This is a genomic window from Cellulomonas algicola (genome assembly GCF_019024305.1).
Lineage (GTDB): Bacteria > Actinomycetota > Actinomycetes > Actinomycetales > Cellulomonadaceae > Cellulomonas > Cellulomonas algicola.
Genome location: NZ_JAHKSJ010000017.1, coordinates 16,168 through 38,190, shown reverse-complemented (window position 1 = coordinate 38,190; position 22,023 = coordinate 16,168). Strand labels below are relative to the sequence as shown.

17 protein-coding genes and 1 riboswitch are annotated in these 22,023 nt (G+C 75.4%); of the genes, 2 read left to right on the top strand and 15 right to left on the bottom strand.

The genetic code is table 11. From position 1 onward, the window contains the following. Nucleotides 1–123: 123 nt before the first annotated feature. A complete protein-coding gene (locus tag KOV94_RS13540; protein ID WP_218052335.1) occupies nt 124–2,415 on the bottom strand; it encodes a beta-L-arabinofuranosidase domain-containing protein in 2,292 nt (763 codons plus the stop codon). A gap of 63 nt (nt 2,416–2,478) precedes the next feature. Then, nucleotides 2,479–3,816 (bottom strand): alpha-galactosidase, encoded by a 1,338-nt coding sequence (locus KOV94_RS13535; RefSeq protein WP_225916666.1) that lies wholly within the window; start codon nt 3,814–3,816, stop codon nt 2,479–2,481. Nucleotides 3,817–3,949: 133 nt separating this feature from the next. Here KOV94_RS13535 and KOV94_RS13530 point away from each other — a divergent pair, with 133 nt between their 5' ends. Further along, nucleotides 3,950–4,798 carry a LacI family DNA-binding transcriptional regulator gene (locus KOV94_RS13530; RefSeq protein ID WP_218052334.1) on the top strand — a complete coding sequence of 283 codons (849 nt, stop codon included), beginning with the start codon at nt 3,950–3,952 and terminating at the stop codon, nt 4,796–4,798. Nucleotides 4,799–4,804: 6 nt separating this feature from the next. Here the strand turns inward: KOV94_RS13530 and KOV94_RS13525 are convergent, their stop codons facing one another. After that, entirely contained in the window at nt 4,805–5,767 is a 963-nt protein-coding gene (locus KOV94_RS13525) for an AraC family transcriptional regulator (protein WP_218052333.1), read from the bottom strand. Nucleotides 5,768–5,898: 131 nt separating this feature from the next. Between KOV94_RS13525 and KOV94_RS13520 the strand changes: the two genes are divergently transcribed. After that, nucleotides 5,899–6,597 (top strand): NAD(P)-dependent oxidoreductase, encoded by a 699-nt coding sequence (locus tag KOV94_RS13520; RefSeq protein ID WP_218052332.1) that lies wholly within the window; start codon nt 5,899–5,901, stop codon nt 6,595–6,597. A gap of 185 nt (nt 6,598–6,782) precedes the next feature. Here the strand turns inward: KOV94_RS13520 and KOV94_RS13515 are convergent, their stop codons facing one another. From KOV94_RS13515 to KOV94_RS13460, 12 genes are all read right to left on the bottom strand, one after another. Further along, nucleotides 6,783–7,526, bottom strand: a complete 744-nt coding sequence (locus tag KOV94_RS13515; RefSeq protein ID WP_218052331.1) for a methionine ABC transporter permease — start codon at nt 7,524–7,526, stop codon at nt 6,783–6,785. Then, the gene (locus KOV94_RS13510) at nt 7,523–8,545 is read right to left on the bottom strand and encodes a methionine ABC transporter ATP-binding protein (protein ID WP_218052330.1); all 1,023 of its coding nucleotides are present in this window, start codon (nt 8,543–8,545) and stop codon (nt 7,523–7,525) included. The genes KOV94_RS13515 and KOV94_RS13510 overlap by 4 nt, the downstream gene beginning before the upstream one ends. A gap of 80 nt (nt 8,546–8,625) precedes the next feature. Continuing rightward, nucleotides 8,626–9,576, bottom strand: coding sequence for a MetQ/NlpA family ABC transporter substrate-binding protein (locus KOV94_RS13505; RefSeq protein WP_218052329.1), 951 nt, complete (start codon nt 9,574–9,576; stop codon nt 8,626–8,628). A gap of 475 nt (nt 9,577–10,051) precedes the next feature. Further along, nucleotides 10,052–10,166, bottom strand: a riboswitch (SAM riboswitch). A 183-nt stretch (nt 10,167–10,349) separates the two neighbouring features. Continuing rightward, the gene (locus KOV94_RS13500) at nt 10,350–11,075 is read right to left on the bottom strand and encodes a PadR family transcriptional regulator (RefSeq protein ID WP_218052328.1); all 726 of its coding nucleotides are present in this window, start codon (nt 11,073–11,075) and stop codon (nt 10,350–10,352) included. Between the two features lie 139 nt (nt 11,076–11,214). Continuing rightward, on the bottom strand, nt 11,215–12,078 hold the full coding sequence (locus KOV94_RS13495; RefSeq protein ID WP_308160541.1) for a MerR family transcriptional regulator: 864 nt from the start codon (nt 12,076–12,078) through the stop codon (nt 11,215–11,217). A 46-nt stretch (nt 12,079–12,124) separates the two neighbouring features. Beyond that, complete coding sequence (locus KOV94_RS13490; RefSeq protein ID WP_124343185.1) at nt 12,125–12,505, bottom strand: VOC family protein; 381 nt, start codon at nt 12,503–12,505, stop codon at nt 12,125–12,127. Between the two features lie 83 nt (nt 12,506–12,588). Then, nucleotides 12,589–15,159, bottom strand: a complete 2,571-nt coding sequence (locus KOV94_RS13485) for a polynucleotide kinase-phosphatase (RefSeq protein ID WP_218052327.1) — start codon at nt 15,157–15,159, stop codon at nt 12,589–12,591. Continuing rightward, entirely contained in the window at nt 15,156–16,631 is a 1,476-nt protein-coding gene (locus tag KOV94_RS13480; RefSeq protein WP_218052326.1) for a 3' terminal RNA ribose 2'-O-methyltransferase Hen1, read from the bottom strand. Before KOV94_RS13480 ends, KOV94_RS13485 begins: the two co-directional genes overlap by 4 nt. A gap of 52 nt (nt 16,632–16,683) precedes the next feature. After that, entirely contained in the window at nt 16,684–18,186 is a 1,503-nt protein-coding gene (locus KOV94_RS13475; RefSeq protein ID WP_218052325.1) for a low temperature requirement protein A, read from the bottom strand. 108 nt (nt 18,187–18,294) lie between these two features. After that, the gene (locus KOV94_RS13470) at nt 18,295–19,413 is read right to left on the bottom strand and encodes an LLM class flavin-dependent oxidoreductase (protein WP_218052324.1); all 1,119 of its coding nucleotides are present in this window, start codon (nt 19,411–19,413) and stop codon (nt 18,295–18,297) included. An 11-nt stretch (nt 19,414–19,424) separates the two neighbouring features. After that, nucleotides 19,425–20,534, bottom strand: coding sequence for an LLM class flavin-dependent oxidoreductase (locus KOV94_RS13465; RefSeq protein ID WP_218052323.1), 1,110 nt, complete (start codon nt 20,532–20,534; stop codon nt 19,425–19,427). A gap of 98 nt (nt 20,535–20,632) precedes the next feature. Further along, nucleotides 20,633–21,931, bottom strand: coding sequence for an LLM class flavin-dependent oxidoreductase (locus KOV94_RS13460; RefSeq protein WP_218052322.1), 1,299 nt, complete (start codon nt 21,929–21,931; stop codon nt 20,633–20,635). Between the last annotated feature and the right edge of the window lie 92 nt (nt 21,932–22,023).

Genomic DNA, 22,023 nt, shown 5'->3' with positions numbered 1-22,023 from the left:
GCACGACTGATTCCTGCCGCTTCCGCCGGGTTCCGACCGGCCGGCCGGCGGCTCGGCGGCCCGGGGACTCAGCGGCTCAGGGGCTCGGCGGCTCAGGGGCTCGGCGGCTCAGGGCTCGGCGACTCAGCGGCTCAGGAGACGCAGCCCGACGACCCGCGGCGTGCACCCGCCCGCGACGGCCCGGACGCGCACGGTCCGCCGCGCACCGTCGAGCGCGCCCACGGTCGGGCCGAGGTCGAGGTCGACGTGGCGCAGCCCCGCACCGGCCGCGGCGGTCACCGTCCCGACGACGGTGCCGTCGACCACGACGTCCGCCGCACCGTCGACGTCGCCGCCGCGGTAGGCCACGCGCAGCAGGCCGGCCGCCGACGCCGGGTCGGCGAGCGCGTAGCCGAACCACCCGTCGGCGGCCCGCCACCGCACGCCGTCGGTCGCGCCGGTCCACGTGCCGTCGCCGGCGAACGCGTGCTCGACCTCCGGCTGCTGCCGGCCGCAGGCGACGTCGTCGACGGTGCGCACGGCGAGCGTCAGGTCGTCCGACTCGACCGCGGCGAGGGCGGCGCGCCGCTCCTCCGCCGTCCCCGGTGCGGCGAGCGGGAAGTAGAGCGTGTAGCGGGCGTCGTGGAGCGCGTGGAACGGCTCGAGCGTGAGGGGCCCGCGATCGGTGTCGAGGCGGAACGTCATGCCGTCGAGCGGGCCGTGCACCTGGTCGGCGCCGTCGGCGTGCGACGCGACCACGGGCGTGCCCGCGAGCGCGTGCAACGGTCCGGCCGCGACGTGGCCCATGCGTGAGTCGTCGGCGCGCAGGCCGGGCAGGTCGTCCGCACCGCCGCGCGCCGCCAGGACGACGGGTCCGTACCGGAACGCGGCCCAGCCGGAACCGTCGGGCAGCCGTTCGGACTCGACGCGGGCGGCGAGGCGCCACGCGAGCACGTCGCCGTCGTGCCAGGTCCGGTGCACCGCGACGTAGGGCCCGGGTCCGGGCACGACGGGCACGGGCACGCCGTCGATCGCGAGGTCGGGGTCGCCGACCGCCCATGACGGGCGGCGCACGTGCACCGTGAAGGTCTGCGGCGCGGGCAGGTCGAGCCGGAGCGTCACCTCCCCGCCGGTCGACAGGTCGGGGAGGTCGCTCGTCAGCGTCGCGACGGCGCCGCGCGCGGCCCAGGTGGCCCGGACGGGGACCGCGACGTTGACGAGCAGGTCGTCGCCGTCGGGGCCGGGCTGTGTGCCGAGCGCGAGCTCGCCGAGCCGTGCGTACGTCTCGAGACCGGTGCCGACGCAGCACCAGAACCCCACCTCGGGCTGCGAGTAGACGCGGTAGTGGTCGGGCCGTGCGGGCGTGAAGTACACGAACCCGCCGTCGGGGTGCTGCGCGGACAGCACGTGGTTGACGAGCGCGCGCTCGGCGAAGTCGAGCAGCGCGGGGTCGGGGTCCGTGCGCAGGAGCCGTCGGACGAGCTCGAGCATGTTCGCGGTGTTGCACGACTCCGGCCCCTCGGGGGACGTGAGCGCGCCGCGGAAGTCGTCGACGGGGTGGAAGTGCTCGGACACCGAGTCGCCGCCGAAGACGAGCGACCGCCGTCGCACGACGGTGTCGGCGAACGCCCGCGCGGCACGGTCCCAGCCGCCGTCGGGGTCGGACTCCGCGAGCGCGGCCCAGCCGACGACCTTCGCGATCTGCGTGTTGGCGTGCAGCCCGTCGAGCTCGTCGCGGCCGTCGAGCAGCGGGTCGAGGAGCGTGCGGTCGGCGAACCGGACCGCCATGGCCCGCAGGTCGGACCGCCCGGTGAGGTCGGCGAGGTCGGCGAACGCCTCGCACATGCCGCCGAACTCGGTGCGCAGCATCGCGGCGAACTGGTCGTCGTCGAGGCGGGCCGCGACCGGCAGCCACCAGTCCGCGAACCGCATCGCGACGTCGCGTGCGCGCGACGCGGTCGGCTCGGGCGTGTAGCGGGCGGCGTCGACCAGCCCGGCGACGGTCTTGTGCAGGTTGTACCAGGGCACCCACGCATCGTTGAGGCCGAACGAGTCGGCCGACAGGTCACCCGCCGCGATCCGCTCGAACAGCGCGACGCCGTGCGGCACGCCCCCGACGTACCCGGTGCCGAGCGCGTCCTGGCACGTGGCGAGCCCGTCGACCAGGTCGGCGGCGAACCGGGCCGCGCGCGCGTCACCCGTCGCGGCCCACAGCAGGCTGGCGGCCGACAACGCATGACCGCCGATGTGCCCGTCGAGCCCGCTCGACTCCCAGTTCCCGTACGGCTCGGCGACGGGCGGCAGCCCGGCCTCGCGGCGGTAGGGCGCGAGCAGGCGCTGCGGGTCGTGGCGCAGCAGGTACGCGAGGTCGGTCTGCTGCGCGGCACGGAAGGGGCCGTCGAGCAGGCGGACGTCGGACAGCGGGAGGAGATCCACGGGTGCTCCGGGTGCCGGGACGGTCGGGTCGGTGGGGGGCCGGACGGGTGGCGTGAGCGCAGGTCAGGCTGGGTCGAGCGCGAACCAGCGGACGCCGTGCGACGCGACGACGACGTCGAGCGCACCGTCGAGCCGCTCGGGCTCGCCGTCGCTCCACAGGTCGGTCGCACTCCACGGCCCGCGGGCCGCGACCGCACCCACGACCGAGGCGAGCGGCACGGTGAGCCGGCGCTCCGTCGGCCCGGTCCAGAAGACGGCGACCCAGCGCGTGTCCCCGTCGCCGGCCGCGGCGGTCCACACGACGAGCTCGCCGTCGTCGACGGGCTCACGGACGATCTCGCGGTTCTCGGTGCTGCGGGCCAGCACGGTCGCGAGCGCGGGGTTGGCGAGCAGGTCGAGCGTCGCGTCGTGGGTCTCAGGCAGGTGGCCGCCGACCATGAGCGGTGAGCGGCCCATGACCCAGAGGGTCAGGAGCGTGCGCTGCTCGTCGGGCGTGAGGCGGCTGTCGCGCGGCTCGCCGCGCTCGGCCCGCACCCCGATCCGCCCGAGCGGCAGCATGTCCGCGTCGGCCCACCCGCCGGGCCGCTGGTACGGAGCCCACCGGGCGAGGCGCGCGAGCTGGGCGTGCACGTCCTCCCACCGGTCCCAGAGGTCGTCGCTGATGCGCCACATCTGGGCGTGCTCGCGCAGGTGGCCGAGGTGGGTGGTCGACAGGTGCGTCCCGGGCGACAGCGACAGCACGATCTCGCGGCCGCTGCGCGTGATCGCCCGGGCGACGGCCTCGACGTCGCGGTCGTGGTACGGCGCGAGCATGTCGTCGACCTTGAGGAAGTCGACGCCCCAGCCGGCGAGCTGGCCGATCAGCGCGTCGTACCAGGCCTGAGCCCCGGGGTGGTCGTGGTCCACGCCGACGTTGTCGGGGTTCCAGGCGCACGCGTCGTCAGGGGCGGCGACGTCACGCGCGCTCCACGTCGTCCCGAGGATCGGCAGGTCGCGCTCGACGGCCAGCCGCGGGATGCCGCGCATGAGGTGCACGCCGAAGCGCAGGCCCATGCCGTGCACGGCGCCGGCGAGCGGGGCGAACCCCGCGCCGCCCGCGGCCGACGGGAAGCGGTTCGGGGCGGGCAGCTGGCGGCCGTGGTCGTCGAGCACGAGCGGGGCGCCGTCGTTGTAGCCGTGCGCGCGAGCGGTCGGGTCGTACCAGGCGATGTCGACGACGACCGTGTCCCAGCCCGCCGGGAGCAGCCGGTCGCGCAGGACCGTCGCGTTCGCGAGGACCTCGTCCTCCGTGACGGTCGTGCCGAAGCAGTCCCAGCTGTTCCAGCCCATCGGGGGCGTCGCGGCGAGCCGTGCGGTGCGGCGCTCGCGTCGGGGGGTGGGGGCGTCGGGGTCGACGGTCATCACGGCGGCTCCTCTCGGCACCCCGTCGGCGGTGACCGGGGTGGGCTGCGCACCACGGTACGACACATTTCCAACGTTGTAGAGCAGCCGTCCGCCCGTGGGACCGCACGGGTGCGGCGGCTAGGCTCGCCGCGTGACGCCCGGGATCCACGCCGTCGGCCTGGTGCTCCGCCAGCCGACGAGGCTGCTGGGGCTCGAGGCCTTCTCCATGCAGCTCATCGCCGGGATCGAGGAGTCCCTCTCCGCCGAGGGCCGCTCGCTGCTGCTGCACATCGTCGGGTCGCTCGACGCCGAGCTCGCGACCTACCGCCGCTGGGCCGAGCAGCACCAGGTCGAGGCCGTCGTCCTGCACAACCTCACGGTCGACGACCCGCGCCTCGACGCGCTCGCCGCCCTGGGCGTGCCCGCCGTCGTCGTCGGCGGCCCGTCGCGCGACCTGCCCGTCGCGAACGTGTTCGTCGACAACGCCGCCGAGGCGCACGAGGCCGTCGACCACCTCGTCGCGCTCGGCCACCGGCGCCTCGCGCGCGTCACCGGCCCGCACGACCTCGCGCACACCCGCACGCGCACCGACGCGTTCGTCGAGCGCTGCGCCGCGCTCGGCGTCGACGGCACGGTCGTCGAGGGCGACTACGGCGAGGCGTCCGGTGCCGCCGCGACGCGCGACCTGCTCGCCCGCGACCCGCGGCCCACCGCGATCGTGTTCGACAACGACGTCATGGCCGTCGCCGCGCTCGACGTCGCGCGCGCGGCCGGGCTGCGCGTGCCCGCGGACCTCTCGCTGCTCGCGTGGGACGACTCGCCGCTCGCCCGGCACGCCGCCCCACCGCTGTCTGCGATGGCGTTCGACGTGCACGCGCTCGGCGTCCAGGTCGGTGACTGCGTGCTCAACGTCGTCGCCGCCGGCCCGGTCCGCTCCTACACGGTGCCGCCGGCCCACCTGGTCACGCGCAGCTCGACCGCACCGGCACCGTCGTCCTGAGGCCGGTCACGTCGCGGTGACCGCCGCGCGGCGGACGGCACCCGGTGCCCGGCCCGTCTCCCGGCGGTACGCGCGGCTGAACGCGGCCTCCGAGTCGTAGCCCGTCGCCGTCGCCGCGCGCGCGACGGGCTCCCCCGCGGCGAGCAGGTCGGTCGCGACGTGCATGCGCCACGACGTCACGTACTGCATGGCCGGGACGCCGACGACCTCGGTGAACCGCGCCGCGAACGCGGAGCGCGACATCGTCGCCTCGCGCGCGAGGGCCTCGACGGTCCACGGGCGCGCGGGGTCGCGGTGCACGGCCGCGACGGCGACGCCCACGTGCGGGTCGCGCAGCGCGCCGAGCCAGCCCGTCGTCGCGGACTGCGCGTCGACCCACGCCCGGATCGCCTGGATGACGAGGATGTCGGCGAGCCGCGTCGTGACGGCCTCGCCGCCGGGCCGGGTGCGCGTGAGCTCGTCCGCCATGAGTCCGAGCGTCCCGGCGATCCACGGCGCGGCACCGTCGTCGGCGGGCACGTGCACGACGGGCGGCAGCAGCTCGAGGAGCAGCCGGGACGCCGGGCCGTCGACCGACAGCACGCCGCACACCAGGTCGGTGCGCTGCCCGCCCCCGTCGTACCGCAGCACCGAGTAGTGGTCGCTCACGTAGTCCTGCGGGAGCTCGTCGACGCGACCCATCGACGGCACCCCCGGCGCGCTGCGCAGGACGTGCCCGCGGCCGTGCGGCACGAGCGCGAGGTCTCCCGCCCTCAGCCGCACGGGCGGGAGGCCGTCGACCTCGACCCAGCACTCCCCCTCGGCGACGACGTGGAAGCTCACGCACTCGCCGAACGCGGGCATGTCGACGGCCCACGGGCCGGTGGCCTCGGTGTGGCAGTAGAAGAAGCCGGTGACGCGCAGCCGGTGCAGGGCCTCGCCGACCGGGTCGACGGAGCCCCACGGGACCTCGGGGGCGAGCGCGCTCATCGGGCACCTCCGACGCTGGACGATCTGTCATGTTCCGGCGACTCACGAGCATAGACCGTCCAGCGTCCGGTGCGGTGTGCTGGGAGCACCACGGAGCAGCACCCGCCGCTCCCCCACCCAAGGAGCCCACCATGAAGGTCCTGGTCGTCGGAGCCACCGGAGGGTCCGGCCGCGCCGCGGTCGCCGAGCTCGTCCGCCGTGGCCACGAGGTCACCGCCCTGTCCCGCCACGCCGCCGGGCTCACCGGCCCGCACGTCCGTGGCGTCGACGGCGACGCGACCGACGCCGCCACGGTCGACGCGCTCGTCGCCGAGCAGGACGCCGTCGTCGTCACGCTCGGCATCAGCGAGAACCCGCTCCGGGTCCGCCTGCGCGGCCCGGCCGGCACGCCCATCGACGTCCGCTCGCGCGGCACCCGCAACGTCGTCGCGTCGATGCGCCGGCACGGGGTCCGCCGGATCGTCGTGCAGTCGTCGTACGGCGTCGGCACCACGCGCGACCGGCTGCCGTTCTCCGCGAAGCTGTTCTTCGCGCTGCTCATCGCACCGCAGATCGCCGACGAGGAGCGGACGTCCGCCGAGCTGCGTGCGACCGAGCTCGACTGGGTCGAGGTGCAGCCCGTCTACCTGTCGGACGACGACATCCCCCACCCCGCCTTCACGACGACGAACGGCGACGTCAAGGGCATGAAGGTGTCGCGCGGGCAGGTCGGGCGCGTGCTCGCCGACGCGGTCGAGCGCGACGACCTCGCACGCCGGTCGATCGCCGTCTCGCAGGACACCGACGCCGTCCCGGGCGGGCGTCGAGCACGCGCGGGCGCCGCCGCCTGACCGGCCCGGTCGCGCGGCACGGAGGCCGGGGTCTCGGCACACGCCGACCCCGGCCTCAGCCGTCGCACGCCGCCCGCTCGACGACGACGACGACGACATCAGGGTCGTTCCGACCACCCGGAACGACCCTGATGTTGTGCTCGGCCGGGGCGCGGCCAACGGGCGGGCACCGGCTGCGTCCCGCGTCAGCGGCGCAGGATGCGGCGGGACAGGCGGTTGCCGAGCGACTGGGCCAGCTGGACGAGCACGATGATGACGATCACCGTGATCCACACGACCGCGAAGTTCCACCGCTTGTAGCCGTAGTCGAGCGCGAACGCGCCGAGCCCGCCGCCGTCGAGCGTCCCGGCCAGCGCGGACATGTCGACGAGCGCGACGAACACGAACGTGAACCCGAGGATCAGCGGGCCGAGCGCCTCGGGGACCAGCAGCGTGAGGACGATCCGCCACCGCGACGCGCCGGTCGCGCGGGCCGCCTCGATGACGCCGGGGTCGATCGCGACGAGGTTCTGCTCGACGATCCGGGACACCCCGAACGTCGCGGCGAACGACAACGGCACGATCATCGCGGTGCTGCCCAGCCGGGTGCCGATCAGCCCGACGGTCACGGGCGCGATGATCATCAGCAGGATGAGGAACGGGATCGGCCGGAACACGTTGACGACGAGGTTGAGCACCCCGAACACGGGACGGTTCGACAGCAGCCCGCCGCGCCGCGTCGTGTAGAGCGCGATGCCGAGGACGAGCCCGAGGACCCCGCCGATGAGCAGCGTCGCGGACACCATGTAGAGCGTCTCGCCGGCGGCCTGCAGCAGCTTGGGGCCGTGGAACGCGGGGTCGAAGTCCCCGGCAGCGCGGAGGACCGTCGCGGCGGACGGCGACGCGACCGCCGGCGGCCCAGCCGTGAGGGCCGACGTGAGCGCGCTCATCGGACGGCCTCCTCGACAGGCGCGACGGCACCGAGCTGCGCGACGAGCGCGTCGACGGCCGCGTCGGGACCGTCGAGCGCGAGCGTGAGCGACCCGAACGACTGGTCCTGCAGCGTGCCGATGCCGCCGTAGACGATCTCGAACGCGACGCCCGAGGCACCCGCCGACGCGAGCACCGACCCGAGCCGCGAGCTGTCGGTCATGGTGACGGTGACGATCCGCCCGGTGTGGGTGCGCTGGAGCCGCTCGAGGACGGTGCCGCGCGGCCGGTCGTGCACGACGGTCGACACGAACCGCTGCGTGACGTCCGCCTGCGGGCGCGTGAACACGTCGAACACGCTCCCCTGCTCGGCGACGCGCCCGTTCTCCAGGACGGCGACGCGGTCGGCGATCGACCGCACGACCTCGAGCTCGTGCGTGATGACGACGATCGTCACGCCGAGCTCGCGGTTGACCTTCTGCAGCAGGTGCAGGACGTCCTGCGTGGTCTGCGGGTCGAGCGCGCTGGTCGACTCGTCGGCGAGCAGGATCTTCGGCTGCGCCGCGAGCGCCCGCGCGATGCCGACGCGCTGCTTCTGCCCGCCGGACAGCTGGTCCGGGTAGGAGTGCGCACGGTCGAGCAGGCCGACGAAGTCGAGCAGCTCGGCGATGCGCCGGTCGCGGTCGGCCTTGGGCCAGCCCGCGACCTTGAGCGGGAACGCCACGTTCCCGGCGACGGTGCGCGACGAGAACAGGTTGAACTGCTGGAAGATCATGCCGATGTCGCGGCGCTTGCGCTCGAGCGCGCGCTCGGACAGCGCGGCGACGTCGTCGCCGTCCACGACCAGCTGCCCCGACGTGACGCGCTCGAGGCCGTTGATGAGCCGCACGAGGGTGCTCTTGCCGGCGCCGGAGTAGCCGATGACGCCGAAGATCTCACCCTGCTCGACGGCGAGGTCGACGCCGTCGACGGCGCGGATCGGCCCGTTCGGGCCGTCGAACACCTTGGTGACGTCGCGGAACTCGATGATGGGGGTCACGTGGGGGACCTTTCGGGGACGGACGACGGCCGCGCGGTCCGGTCCCCGGGGGTGGTGGGGACCGGACCGCGCGGACCGGTTCAGCCAGCGGCCTTGAGGTTCTCCTGCGTCTGCGCCAGGACGTCCTGGAGCTTGGCGGCGTCGTAGCCCTCGACGATCGTGGCGGTGCCGCCGGACGACTCGACGACCGACTCGAGCACCTTCGGGTCGTGGTAGAGCTCGACGATCTTCTGGTACGTCGGGTTGTCCGCGTCGTCCGGGCGAGCCGCGATGATGTTGATGTACGGCTGGGCCCCCGGCGAGTTCGGGTCGTCCGCGAAGACGTAGCTGTCGAGGTCGAAGCCCGCGTCGGTCGCGAAATTGTTGTTGACGATCACGCCCGCGACGTCGGGGTCGCCGATGAGGCCCGCGGTCTGCGACGCCTCGACAGGGCGCACGACGACGGTCGACGCGTCGGTGTCGACGTCGTCCGGCGTCGGGACCTTCGGCTCGCCGGTGAACTCGATCAGGCCGGCCTCCTCGAGCACGAACAGCGCGCGGGCCTGGTTGGTCGCGTCGTTGGGGATCGCGACCTGCTCGCCCTTGGTGAACTCGGAGACGTCCGTGTGCTTCTGCGAGTACAGCGGCAGCGGGACGATCAGCGTGGAGCCGATGGGCTGCAGGTCGTCGCCGGTGTTGTTGTTGTGGTCGGCCAGATACAGGATGTGCTGGAACGCGTTGAGGTCGATCTCGTCCTCGGTGAGTGCCGGGTTCGGCTGCGTGTACTCGGAGAAGCCGACGATCTCGAGGTCGATGCCCTCCTCCGCGGCGAGCTCCTTGAGGATCTCCCAGTGCGGCTGGCCGACGTCGGTCGTGCCGAGGCGGACGACGGTCGCGCCGTCACCGGCGGCGGAGTCGTCGGCGTCGGGACGCGTGAACGCGAAGACGAGCGCGCCGACGAGGACGACGACGGCGACGACCGCACCGACGGCGAGGCCGGTCCGGCGCTTGCCGCCGTTCTTCGCCGGGAGGACGGGGACGTTCTCGGACATGGGTGGGTCTCCTTGCGGTGTGCCCGACGGATCCGGGCGGGTCAGGGACAGGCGTCGTGGGACGCCGGCCGCGTGGCCGTGGGCCGGTGCGGCGGTGGGACGAGGACGGCGGGGTGCCGTCGGTCGAGGCGCACGGCGCGGTGCGCCGGCGGCTCAGGTGCGACGGTGGCGGCGCTGTGCCGGTGTCAGACCAGCTGGCCGTGGGTCGCCGGACACGCGGGCATGCGACACATGACGGCCGTGGCGGCGGTCATGGTGCGGGCCTCGCGGGTGTCCATCGATCGACCTCTTCCTCGCGCGCCGGCGACGGAGTGCCGGGCGGTGGCGTCAGTGAAGCGAAGGTCCTGGACACGTGTCAAATTCCGACCAGCACTGTCGGGATATGTCACGCGGGCGGGCGCACCGATCGACCGGGCGACGAGCGCGCGGGCGACGGGCTGCGGGGTCATGCGTCCTCCTCGGGCGCCAGGGCGCCGGTCGACTTGTGGGCGCCGCCGTGACGCACCACCGGTTCTCGCCCCGGGGCACCCCGCTCGATCAGGAGGGTTGCCGTGCAGCCAGCCGGGTACTTGACGCTGCAGCTCGTGAACCAGGTCCCAGGATAGACGACGCGACGCGACGCCCCGGCGTCACGCTCGTCACACCGGCGGCACGCCCGTCCCCGGCCGTCCGCGCCCGTCGGTCATGACGCGCGAGACCCCCGGTGCGGGTGCACCGGGGGTCTCGTCGTCGTGCGGGCGCCCCGGGCGCGCCGCGCCGGCGCCGTCGCGCGCTCAGGCCTCGGGCGTCGCCGTCTCGCCCGTCGGGCCATCCGTCGCGACCGGCTCGCCGGCCAGGACGAGGTAGAGGTCGCGCCGCGCGCGCTCGACGATCGCGAGCGCGGCCGTCGCCTGCTCCGGGGTGCCCGTGCGGGCGACCTGGACCGCGGCGCCCGAGAGCGCCTCCAGGGCGGGTCGCAGCGCGCGGCCGGGGTGGACCGGGCGCTCCTGGGCGTCGAGCCACGGCGCGCCGAGCGCGTCGCGCTGCTCCTCGACGTACGCGGCGCCCGCCTCGGTGAGGCTCGCCATCCGGCGGCCGCCCTGCGCGGACAGGGTCACGAGGCCCTCGTCCTCGAGCATCGCGAGCGCCGGGTAGACGGCGCCCGGGCTGGGCCGCCAGCGGCCCTCGGACCGCGTGCCGATCTCCTGGATGAGCTGGTAGCCGTGCATGGGCTGCTCGGCGAGCAGCAGCAGGATCGCGGCGCGGATGTCGCCGCGACCGGCCCGGCCGCCGCGGCGACCGCCGTGACGCGGGTGCGGGCCGCCGTGGTGGACGCCGAAGCCGCGGCCGCCGCGCGGGCCAGGTCCGAACCCGGGCCCGCCAGGTCCGAACCCGGGCCCGCCGGGGCCGAAGCCCGGGCCGAACCCGGGTCCGAACGGCGGGCCGGACGGGCTGCCGGCGGCGTCCTCGTCGAAGGCGTCGGGACCGGCGGGGCGGTGGTGGACGTGGTGGTGTCGCATGGGTGGTCTCCTCAGGTGCGTGGGCGTCGGCGGGGGTGCGGGGCACGGCTCGACCGGGACGACCCGGGAGGGGTGCGGCGCGATGCCAACGTCCTGAACGATATATCGTTGATACATCGTTCGCAACACCCTGGACCCGTCAGGGCGGCGGCAGCGGTGACCAGAACGACCAGGGCTCCCCCTCCGGCCCGAGCGCCCCGTACTCGCGCACGCCGTACGGCTGGTCCGTCGGCGGGTACGTCACCGTGCCGCCGCGCGCGACGACCGCCGCGTGGTGGGCGTCGACGTCGCGGACCGTCACGACGAGCATCGCCGTCGCGGCCCCGAGCGTCGCCGGCGACGCCAGCCGCCACTCCGGCGCCACGCGGTGCAGCATGACGATCCCGTCGGCCGTCCGGACCTCGCCGTGCACGACCGTCCCCCCGTCGTCGCGGTGCACCGGCCCGGGCTCCAGCCCGAAGACCTCGACGAGGTGCCGGTGCGCGGCCTCCAGGTCGGCGTACACGAGGACCGCGACGCGCCGCAGCGGCTCGGTCGACGCGACCGCGGTGTCCTCCAGCACCGCCAGCAGGCGTCGGCACACGTCCACGTCGCCCGCGTCGTCGCCGCGCCGTGCCGTCCCGTCGCCGGCGACGTCGGGACGCGTCGCGCTGAGCCGGTGCAGCAGGCGCTCCATCCGCAGCACCTGGTCCTCGAGCTCCGCGAGGTGCGTGCGCAGCGCGCCGTCGAGCGTCCACCCGGGCGCGTCGAGCGCCGCCGCGATGTCGTCGAGCGACACCCCGAACCGCCGCAGCACGCTGATCCGGTACAGGCGCTCGACGTGCGCACGCCGGTAGACGCGGTGACCGGCGGCTGTCCGGTCCGGCCGCAGCAGGCCCACGTCGTCGTAGTGGTGCAGCGTGCGGACGGTCAGCCCTGTGAGCGCGGCGAGGTCGCCCACGCGCCAGCCCGCGCCGCCGGTCCCCTCGCCCGGCGCGCCGTCGTCGTCCGCCCGCTCGCTCACCCCGCCCGCCTCGCGCTCGTCGGGACCCACCGGCCCGTGCCGCGGCTCAGAGCGGCGAGTGGATCGCCCAGCGGTGACCGAACGGGTCGACGAGCCAACCGCGCCGCTCGTCGCCCTGGTCCGCGGGCTCGCGGTCCACCGTCGCGCCCGCCGCCACCGCCCGCGCGTACACGGCGTCCACGTCGTCGACCTCCAGCACGACGGCTGCCGTCGCGTGCCCGAGCGTGGCCGGGGCGTAGGCGCCGTAGTCGTGGTACTCGTCGGACAGGTAGAAGGGCCGCCCGCCGATCGCGAGCGCCGCGAAGCCGATCCGCCCGTCGTCCTCGGTGTACCGCTCGCCGGTCTCCGTCGCCCCGAACGCGGTCGCGTAGAAGTCGATCGCCGTCGTCGCGTCGTGCACGGTCAGGTAGGGCACCAGCTGGGTCATCGCAGCCTCCCGGTCGGTCGTGCCGCGGGCACCGGCGCCCGCACCGCCGACGCTAGGCCCTCACGTCACGTGAGGTGCAAGGGTCAGAGGCGAGGATCCACGGGCTCCGACTCCAGCGCCAGGACCGCGAACACGGCCTCGTGCACGCGCCACAGCGGCTCGCCCGAGGTCGCGCGTGCGAGCCCCTCCAGCCCGAGGGCGTACTCCCGCAGCGCCAGCCCGCGCTTGCGGCCCAGGCTGCGCGACCGCAGCCGCTCGAGGTTCGCCGGCTCGGTGTAGTCCGGGCCGTAGATGATCCGCAGGTACTCGCGGCCGCGCACCTTGATCCCCGGCTGCGCGGGTCCGCCCCGGCGGCCGCGCACGAGGTTGCCGAGCGGCTTGACGACCATCCCCTCACCGCCCGCCCCGGTCAGGTCCGTCCACCAGGCGACGCCTGCGCCGACGGACGCCTCGTCGTCGACGTCCACGACCAGCCGTCGGGTGCCCTGCAGCACGCCCGCGGCGTCCGCGGCGACGAGCCGGTCCGCGACGTCGAGGTGCCAGAGGTGGTCCTGCGTCTCGAAGGTCCGGCCGTCCGCCGCGAGCACCTGGAACGGCGCGAGCCGCACGCCGTCGAGGCCGTCGGTCGGCCACACGTACCGGCGGTAGGCGTCGGCGAACGCGTCGGCGTTGCGCCGCCGTGCGTCAGTACGGTCCAGCAGCCCCGCGACGTCGAGGCCCCGGGCCGCCGCCGCGCGCAGGGCGTCGACGGCCGGCGAGAGGGCCGACCGGGCCGCCGCGCCGACGGCCGCGTACTGGTGGCGCAGCAGATCACCGGCCTTGACCGACCAGGGCATGAGCTCGGCGTCGAGCAGCAGCCAGCCCGTCGGCCCGTCGTCGGGTCCCAGGGTGTCCCACAGCCCGGCGGCCGTGGCGGCGTCGCGGAGGACCGCGAGCAGCGCCTCGGAGCGCGCGGCGTCGAAGAACGGCCGTCCCGTCCGGGTGTGGACCACGCCGGTGACACCGTCGGGCATGCCGAACCGTCCCGACGCCGCCGCCTGGTCGCGGCAGACGAGCACGACGGCCCGCGACCCCATGTGCTTCTCCTCGCACACGACCGTGCCGACGCCGTCGGACCGGTAGGCGTCGAACGCCTGCGCCGGGTGCTCCAGCAGGTCGCCGTCGGGCGCCGTCGCGCACGGGCTCATCGTCGGCGGCAGGTACAGCAGCCAGCGCGGGTCGACCGCGAACCGGCTCATGACCTCCAGCGCGCCCGCCGCGTTCTCCTCGGCGACCGTGACGCGTCCGAGCAGCGTCGTCTCGACCGAGCGGCGGCCGAGCACGTCCGACACGTCGAGCACGTCCGGGTCGCGTCGCGCCGTGCCGGACGGCACCGCGTCGAGCGGCCGAGCCGGCTCGCACCACGTCCGCTCCGCCGGGACCTGCACGACCTCACGCTCCGGGTAGCGCAGGGCCGTCAGGTGCCCGCCGAACACGCAGCCCGTGTCGAGGCACATCGTGTTGTTCACCCACGTCGGGACGGCCGTCGGCGTGTGCCCGTACAGCACCGTCGCGCGCCCGCGGTAGTCGTCCGCCCACGGCAGCCGCACGGGCAGCCCGTACTCGTCCGTCTCCCCCGTCGTGTCCCCGTACAGCGCGAACGACCGCACCCGGCCCGACGCCCGGTTGTGGAACGACTCCTTGAGCCCGGCGTGCGCGACGACGAGCGCACCGCCGTCCAGCACGAGGTGCGCGACGAGCCCGTCGCACCAGTCCCGGACCTCGCGGCGGAACTCCTCGCTCTCCCCGGCGAGCTGCTCCAGCGTCTCCGCGAGCCCGTGCGCGACGCGCACCTGCTTCCCGTCGAGCGCGCGGACCAGCTTCTCCTCGTGGTTCCCGGGCACGGCGAGCGCGTGCCCGGCCGCGACCATCCCCATGACGAGGCGCAGCACGCCCGGGCTGTCCGGTCCGCGGTCCACGAGGTCCCCCACGAACACCGCGCGCCGCCCCTCCGGGTGCACCGCGTCGACGGGTCGACCGGCGTCGTCCCGGACGAGCGCGTATCCCAGCCGGACCAGCAGCGCCTCGAGCTCCGACCGGCAGCCGTGCACGTCGCCGACCACGTCGAACGGGCCACGCTCGTCGCGCCGGTCGCTCCGCAGCGGCTGCCGCGCGATCACCGCCGCCTCGACCTCGTCGACCGACCGCAGCACGTGCACCGTGCGGAAGCCCTCCTTCGCGAGCCCGCGCAGCGAGCGCCGGAGCTGGTCGCGCTGCCGCCGCACGACGTGCGCACCGAGGTCGCGGTCGTCGCGCGCGGCGTTGCGGGCGACGCACACCTCCTCCGGCAGGTCGAGGACGATCGCGACCGGCAGCACGTCGTGCGCGCGGGCCAGGTCGACGAGCGACCGCCGGGCCTGCGCCTGCACGTTCGTCGCGTCGACGACCGTGAGCAGCCCGGCGTCGAGCCGCGCGGCCGCGACGTGGTGCAGCGCGTCGAAGGCGGCGCGGGTCGCGCCCTGGTCGTTCGGGTCGTTCGCGACGAGCCCGCGGAAGAAGTCGGACGACAGGGTCTCGAACGGCCCGAACGCGCGCGCGGCGAACGTCGACTTGCCGGAGCCCGACGCGCCGACGAGGACGACGAGCGACAGCGCGGGCACCGTCAGCGTGGTCATCGGGCCTCCTCCCCGGTGGTCTCGGTCGTGCGGCGGAACACCGCGAGCTGCGTCGGCGGGCCGACCTCGGGGTCGTCGTCGCCGACGCCCAGCAGCTCGACGTCGTACCCGTACCGGTCGGCGGCGGCGCGCGCCCACGCGGCGAGCTCCGCACGGGTCCACTCGAACCGGTGGTCGTGGTGCCGCATCGTCCCCGCGGCCAGTGTCGGGTAGCGGACGTTGTGCTCGGCGTTCGGCGTCGTGACGACGACGGTCGGCGGGGCGGCGACGCCGAGCACCGCGCGCTCCAGGGCGGCCAGGCGCGGCGGGTCGACGTGCTCGACGACCTCCATGAGCACCGCGGCGTCGAAGCCCGCGACGCGCGCGTCGGTGTACGTGACGGACGACTGCGCGAGCTCGATCCGGGCGCGCCGCCGCGCGGGCATCGTGTCGAGGTGCAGGCGCCGCGCGGCGACCTCCAGCGCACGCGGCGAGACGTCCACGCCGAGCAGCCGGTCGAACCGCGGGTCGTCGAGCAGCGCACCGAGCAGGTGGCCCTCACCGCAGCCCAGGTCGACGACGCTGCGCGCCCCGGCCAGCCGCAGCTGCTCGACGACCGCGTCGAGGCGGCGCCGCGCGAGCGGCACGGCCGCGGGCGGGTCGCCGTCCTCGCCTGCCACCGCAGGCCCCGGGTCCTCGCCCGGCAGGGCATCACGGTCCGCAGGCACGGCGTCGTCGAGCGCCTCCGGCTCGGCGTCGTCGACCTCCGCGAGCCGCGCGACCGCGCTCGCGACGAGCGACCCGCGGTGCGCCAGGTAGCGGCGGGCGATCTCGTCGCGCGCGGGGTGGTCGGCGAGCCAGCCCTGCCCCGCGCGGACGAGCTTGTCGACCTCGTCCAGGCCGACCCAGTAGTGCTTCGCGGCGTCGAGCGTCGGCAGGAGGACGTACAGGTGCTGGAGCGCGTCGGCGACCCGGAGCGTGCCGCGCAGCCGCAGGTCGACGTACCGGGAGTCGCCCCACTCCGGGATCGTCGGGTCGAGCGGGACGGGTGTCACCTCGACGTCCCAGCCGAGCGGCGCGAACAGCCGGACGGCGGCGTCGGCGCCACCGCGGCACGGCACCGACGGCACGTGCACCTCGAGCGGCCACGCGCGCTCGGCGAGCTCCGGACGCTGGTCGCACCGGCCCGCCATCGCCGTGCGGAAGACGCGACCCAGGGCCACGGCCAGCATCGACGACGCCGCGTACGGGCGGTCGTTGACGTACTGCGCGAGGCTGAACGCCGCGTCGCGGGCACCCTTGCCGCGCACGAGGGCCACCGGGTCGACCTCCAGCACCAGCGCGACCGTGACCACGTCGTCGTCGGCCTGCGGGTAGAGCACGTGCGCCACGCCGAACGCCTGGTCGAACCGCTGCACGCGGTCGGGGTGCTTGTGCAGCACGAAGCCGAGGTCGCGCGCGGCGTCGTCGCGGGTCGTCAGGGTGAGCAGCACCCGCGCATCGTGCCAGCCCGGCGAGGGGTGGACCGAACGGATTGGTCCTGCGTCACCCCGACGCCGTCGGTGGCCCCTCGCGGTGCCCGGCTCGCCCGGCGTGGCGCCGCTCGCGTGCCGCGTCCCGTTCGGCGCGACGCTCGTCGCGCCCACCGGCTCCCGCGCGCCCGGGCTCGTCGCCCTGCCGCTCGTCCCGGCGGCGCAGGACGCCGAGCAGCACGGGCATGAGGACGACGCCGCCCGCGAGCAACCAGACGAGCCGGACCGCCGTCGGGTCGACGTGCACCCCGGCGAGCGTGACGACGACGAGCGCGGGCGCGCCGATCGCGACCGCCCGCCGCGCGCTCTCCCGTCGCCCGGCGGGGTCGGCGCCCGCGCGGCCGTCCCGCACCGCGAGGGCCACGTGGATGCTCGCCGCGACGAGCGCGTACGTCGCGTAGGCGCCCACCGCGAACCAGCGGTCACGGTCGCCGACCTGTGCGGTCGGGTCGGCGACGAACGGCGCGAGCGTGGCGGCGACGGTCGCCAGCGCGCAGGTGGACACGAGGTGGGCGCCCCAGGCGAGGCGCGGTTCGAGCGACCCCGGCGGCAGCAGGGCGACGCCGGCGGACCCCCATCGCACCGCGACGCCCCACAGGCCGACGAGCAGCGTGAACGCGCCTGCGCCCGCGACGGCGAGCGCCCGGTCCCACTCCGCCTCGCTCGCGCCGTCGATCACCTGGATCAGCGACTCCCCCACCACGATGAGCACGAACAGGCTCATGCGCTCGCCGAGGTGCGGGACGTCGGCGCCGAGCACCTGGACGGTCGTGGGCACCTGCCGACCGCGCGGCCCGTCGGCGCCGCCCGGCCCGCGCACCGGCGCGGCGTCGGACGGTCCGCGGCGCTCGTCCCGGCGTCGGCGCCGCGACTCCAGGGCGCGGTCGAGCCGCGCCTGCGCCGACGCGACGAGCCGGGACCGCGTGCTGGCCAGGAGGAAGGCGAGGTCGAGCACGAGGCCGAGCCCCCACAGCAGGTACGCGGCCGGTCCGTCGACCCACCACGACACGACCCACGGGAGCACGCCCGCGCCGGTGTGCACGACGGGCAGGTCGACGACGACGGTCGCCCGCCGCCACGGCCGCGACGCGACGACACGTCCGACGACGTAGCCGATCGCGAACGCGCGGCGGTGCTCGTCGTCGATCCCGGGCACGGCGGCCGTCATCACGCCGAGCGCGACCATCCCCGCGAGCATCGTGACGGTGCGCGTCGTCTCGGCGGCGATGTCGGCGTACGTCGTGAAGCACGCCCACACCAGCCAGAACGCGGCGAACGCGACGACGTAGATGCCGAGCCCGACGCCGGTGCGCTCGTGCGCGAGCAGGTGCGCGAGCGCACCGATGCCCGCGACGGCGACGAGATCGAAGAAGAGCTCCAGCCAGGACGCGTGCCGCTCGACCGCGACCGCGTCGGCCACGGGCGGGCGGTCGTCGCGTCCGTCCGGTCCCTCGTGAGCGGCGTCGTCGCCGCCCGGGTCGGGGCCGCCGACCTCGTCCGTTGGGGCGTGCTCCATGTCGGCATGCTCCCGCGTCGGGCCGCCTGTCGTCAGCCCTGGCCACGTCAGGACCCGAGGCCGTCCCGTCGGGTCCCCCGACGGCGACGGGACGGCCGGTCCCGGGTGTCAGGCGGGCTGCGGCACCGACGACGTGGCGGTGAACCCCGCGGCGCGGCGCTCGTCGGCGGCGGTCCAGAGCGTGGTCCCGACCTCGGCCTGCACGAGCGGGATCACCTCCTCGGCGAACCGGCGCAGCACGTCCTCCTGCCGCGACGGCTCGAGCAGGTGGTTGACGGAGACCGACTGCAGGTCGTGCCGGTACGAGCGGTGGTAGTCGAGGATCTTCTCGGCGACGCGCTCGGGCGAGCCGACCAGGGCGGGCCCGCGCTCGACGGCCTCCTCGATCGTGCGGAAGCTCGTCACCTTCCCGACGGCCGCCGGGTCGTGCCGTCGCGCGTCCTGCGCCCGGACCAGCCCCTCGTACAGCGGCCGGTACTGCTCGACGGCCTCCTCCGTCGTGTCGGCGAGGAACAGCCCGCCCGACCCCGACCCGACGTAGGCGTGCCGCGGGTCGTGCCCGTGCGCGGCGTGCTGCTCGCGGTAGTGGTCGATGAGCACCTGGTAGTTCTCGCGCGGCTGCAGCGCGTTCGCGGAGACGATCGGGTCACCCCACCGGGCGGCGAGCTCGACGGCGAACCGCGACGTGGCCGAGCCGTGCCAGATGCGGAACGGCCCGTCGAACGGCCGCGGGAGCGTCGTGGCGTGCTCCAGCGACGGCCGGTGCCGACCCTCCCACGAGACGTCCTCGCCGGACAGCAGCAGCCGGAGCAGCTCGTAGTTCTCCTCGAGGTACTCGTACTGCTTCCCGATGTCGAGGCCGAGCAGCGGGTACTGCAGCACCTCGTTGCCCTTGCCGATGACGATCTCGAGCCGGCCGCGGCTCAGCTGGTCGACGGTCGCGAGGTCCTCGGCGACGCGCACCGGGTCGAGCAGCGACAGCACGGTGACGCCGGTCGACAGCAGGATGCGCGACGTGCGGGCCGCGACGGCGCCGAGGATGACGGTCGGCGCGGACGACAGCACGTCGCCCGCGTGCCGCTCCCCCACGGCGAACGAGTCGAACCCGAGCTCCTCGGCGAGGACCGCGTGGTCGATGACGCGCTGGAGCCGGTCGGACGGCGGGACGGCCTCGCCCGTGACGGGGTGCGGCGGGTTGAAGACGATGTCGAGCAGCTGGAAGCGCACCGCCGGTCCCCTCAGGCGGCCTTCGCCGCGGCGGCGTCGCGCTCGGCGACCCCCTCGCGGACGAGCGGGATGACGTAGCGGCCGAAGTCGGCGGCGTCGTGCAGCAGGTCGTAGCCGCGCGCGGAGATCACACGGACGCCCAGGTCGTAGTACGCGAGCAGCGCCTGCGCGACGGTCTCGGGCGTGCCGACGAGCGCGTTCGAGTTGCCCGCGCCGCCGGTCGCCTTCGCGGTCGCGGTCCACAGCGCGGTGTCGAACCGCTCGCCCTGCGCGGCGATCTCGAGCAGGCGCTGCGACCCGGCGTTCTGCGGGGCGTCGATCGGGTGGCGACGGCTGAGCGTGCCGCCGAGCGCGGCCTTGCGGGCCTCGATGCGCCCGAGGATCGCGTGCGCCTTCTCCCAGGCGAGCTCCTCGGTCGGCGCGATGATCGGCCGGAACGCGGCGTGGATGCGCGGTGGGCTGGTCCGACCCGCGGCGGCGGCCTCGCGGTGGATGCGCGCGATCTGCTCGGCGGTGCGGTCGAGCGGCTCGCCCCAGACGGCGAAGATGTCGGCCTCGGCCGCGCCGACCCGGTACGCGGCGTCCGACGAGCCGCCGAACGAGATCGTCGGGGTCCGTCCCTCGTACGGCGTCACGTCGAGGACGAAGTCACGGAACTCGTAGAACTCGCCGGAGTGGTCGAACGCCTCCCGGCCGGCCCACGCCTTCTTGACGATCTGGATGTACTCCCGGGTGCGCGCGTACCGCTCGTCCTTGGTGAGCGTGTCGCCCTCGCGCTGCTGCTCGTGGTCGTTGCCACCCGTGATGAAGTGCACCGACAGCCGACCCTCGGAGAGCTGGTCGAGCGTCGCGAACGACTTCGCGGCGAACGTCGGGTAGGACACGTTGGGCCGGTGCGCGAGCAGCAGCTCGATCGTCTCGGTGCGCGCGGCGGCGTGCGCGAGCAGCGCCGACGGCTCGGGCCCCGACGAGCCGTACGCGAACAGCACGCGCGTCCAGCCGTACTCCTCGTGCGTGCGGACGATCCGCTCGAGGTACTGGCGGTCGAACGGGGCGGTGGTGCGGTCGGACGTCTCGGAGGCGTCGCTCGTGGTGGCGATGCCGAGGAACTCGACGGGCACGGGTCTCTCCTGCTCTCGGAAGGGGCGGGGTGGGTCGGGGTCGGGTCGGAGGTGGGCCCGGGGGGGCGGGCGGCTCGGGCGGACGGGCGGACGGGCGGTCAGACGGTCGCCGCGACGGGCTCACGGTCGTCGAGGGCGGCCGGTGCGCTCGCGTTCCACGCCTGTGCGATCAGCTCGAACGACCGCACGCGCGCTGCCGGGTCGTGCACCTCGGTCGTCAGCAGCAGCTCGTCGGCGCCGGTCGCCCGCTGGAGCGCCTCGAGCCGCTCGACGACGGTCGCGGCGCTGCCGACGAAGCGCGTGCTCACGCGGTCGAGCAGCAGCGCCCGCTCCTGCTCGGGGCGGGCCTCCCACGGCGTGCCGGTGCCGGGACGCGGGTAGACGGCCGCGCCGCCACCACCGCGGATCGACAGCACCCAGTCGGCGAACCCGTCGGCGAGCCCCGTCGCGCGCTCGTCGGTCTCCGAGGCGAGCACGTCGGCGGACACCACGACGTAGGGCGCGTCGAGCACGCCCGGCCGGAACGCCGCGCGGTACTGCTCGACGGTCTCGAGCACGGTCGCCGGGCTGACGTGGTAGTTCGCCGCGAGCGGCAGGCCGAGCTCCCCCGCGACGCGCGCGCTCTCGCCGCCGCTCGACGCGAGCACCCACAGGTCGAGGTCGGCGCCCTGCACGGGCGGGCTCACGCAGGGGCGCCCGTCCGCGTCGCGGAACGTCCCCGCGCGCAGCCCGAGCACGACCTCGAGCTCCTCGCGGAAGACGCCCGACGTACGGCTGGCCCCGATCACGCGGGTCTGCGCCAGGAAGCGCTCGCGCAGCGCGGAGTCACCACGGTCGAGCGGCGGCGTCGCGGGGACGTGCAGCCCGTCGACGTCCCGCGCGGGCTGCGGCTCGCGGCGCGGCGGCGCGTCCGCCGCGACCGTGGCGACCGGCGCGTCCCCGGCGATCGAGTCCTCCGCGGCGACCGAGTCGTCCGCGGCCACGGCCGCGGACGCGACGACGGCAGCGGACGCGGTGGCACCGCCCGGCGTCGGCGGAGGCGTGAACGCGCGGCCGAGGCCGAGGTCGACGCGCCCCGGGTGCAGCGCCGCCACCGCGCCGAACTGCTCGGCGGCGATAAGCGGGCTCGTCGTGCTGAGCAGCACCGCACCCGACCCGACCTTGATGCGCTGCGTCCGCTCCGCCGTCAGGGCCGCGAGCACCGCGGGCGACGCCGACGCGACGCCGGGCGCGAGGTGGTGCTCGGCGAACCAGAACCGGCGGTAACCGAGCGCGTCGGCCCGCACCGCGAGCTCGAGGCTCGCGCGGATCGCGTCCTGCCCGGTCGCGCCGTCGGCGACGACGGCAAGGTCGAGGATCGAGAGCGGGACGCGGCGGGCGGTGGTGGTGGGGCTCATGGTGGTCCTGTCGTCGGGGTGCTGCGGAGGCCGTGGGACGCGGCGCCGTCCGGTGCCTCCGGTGTGGTCGGTGTCGCGGCGCGTGGTCGGGT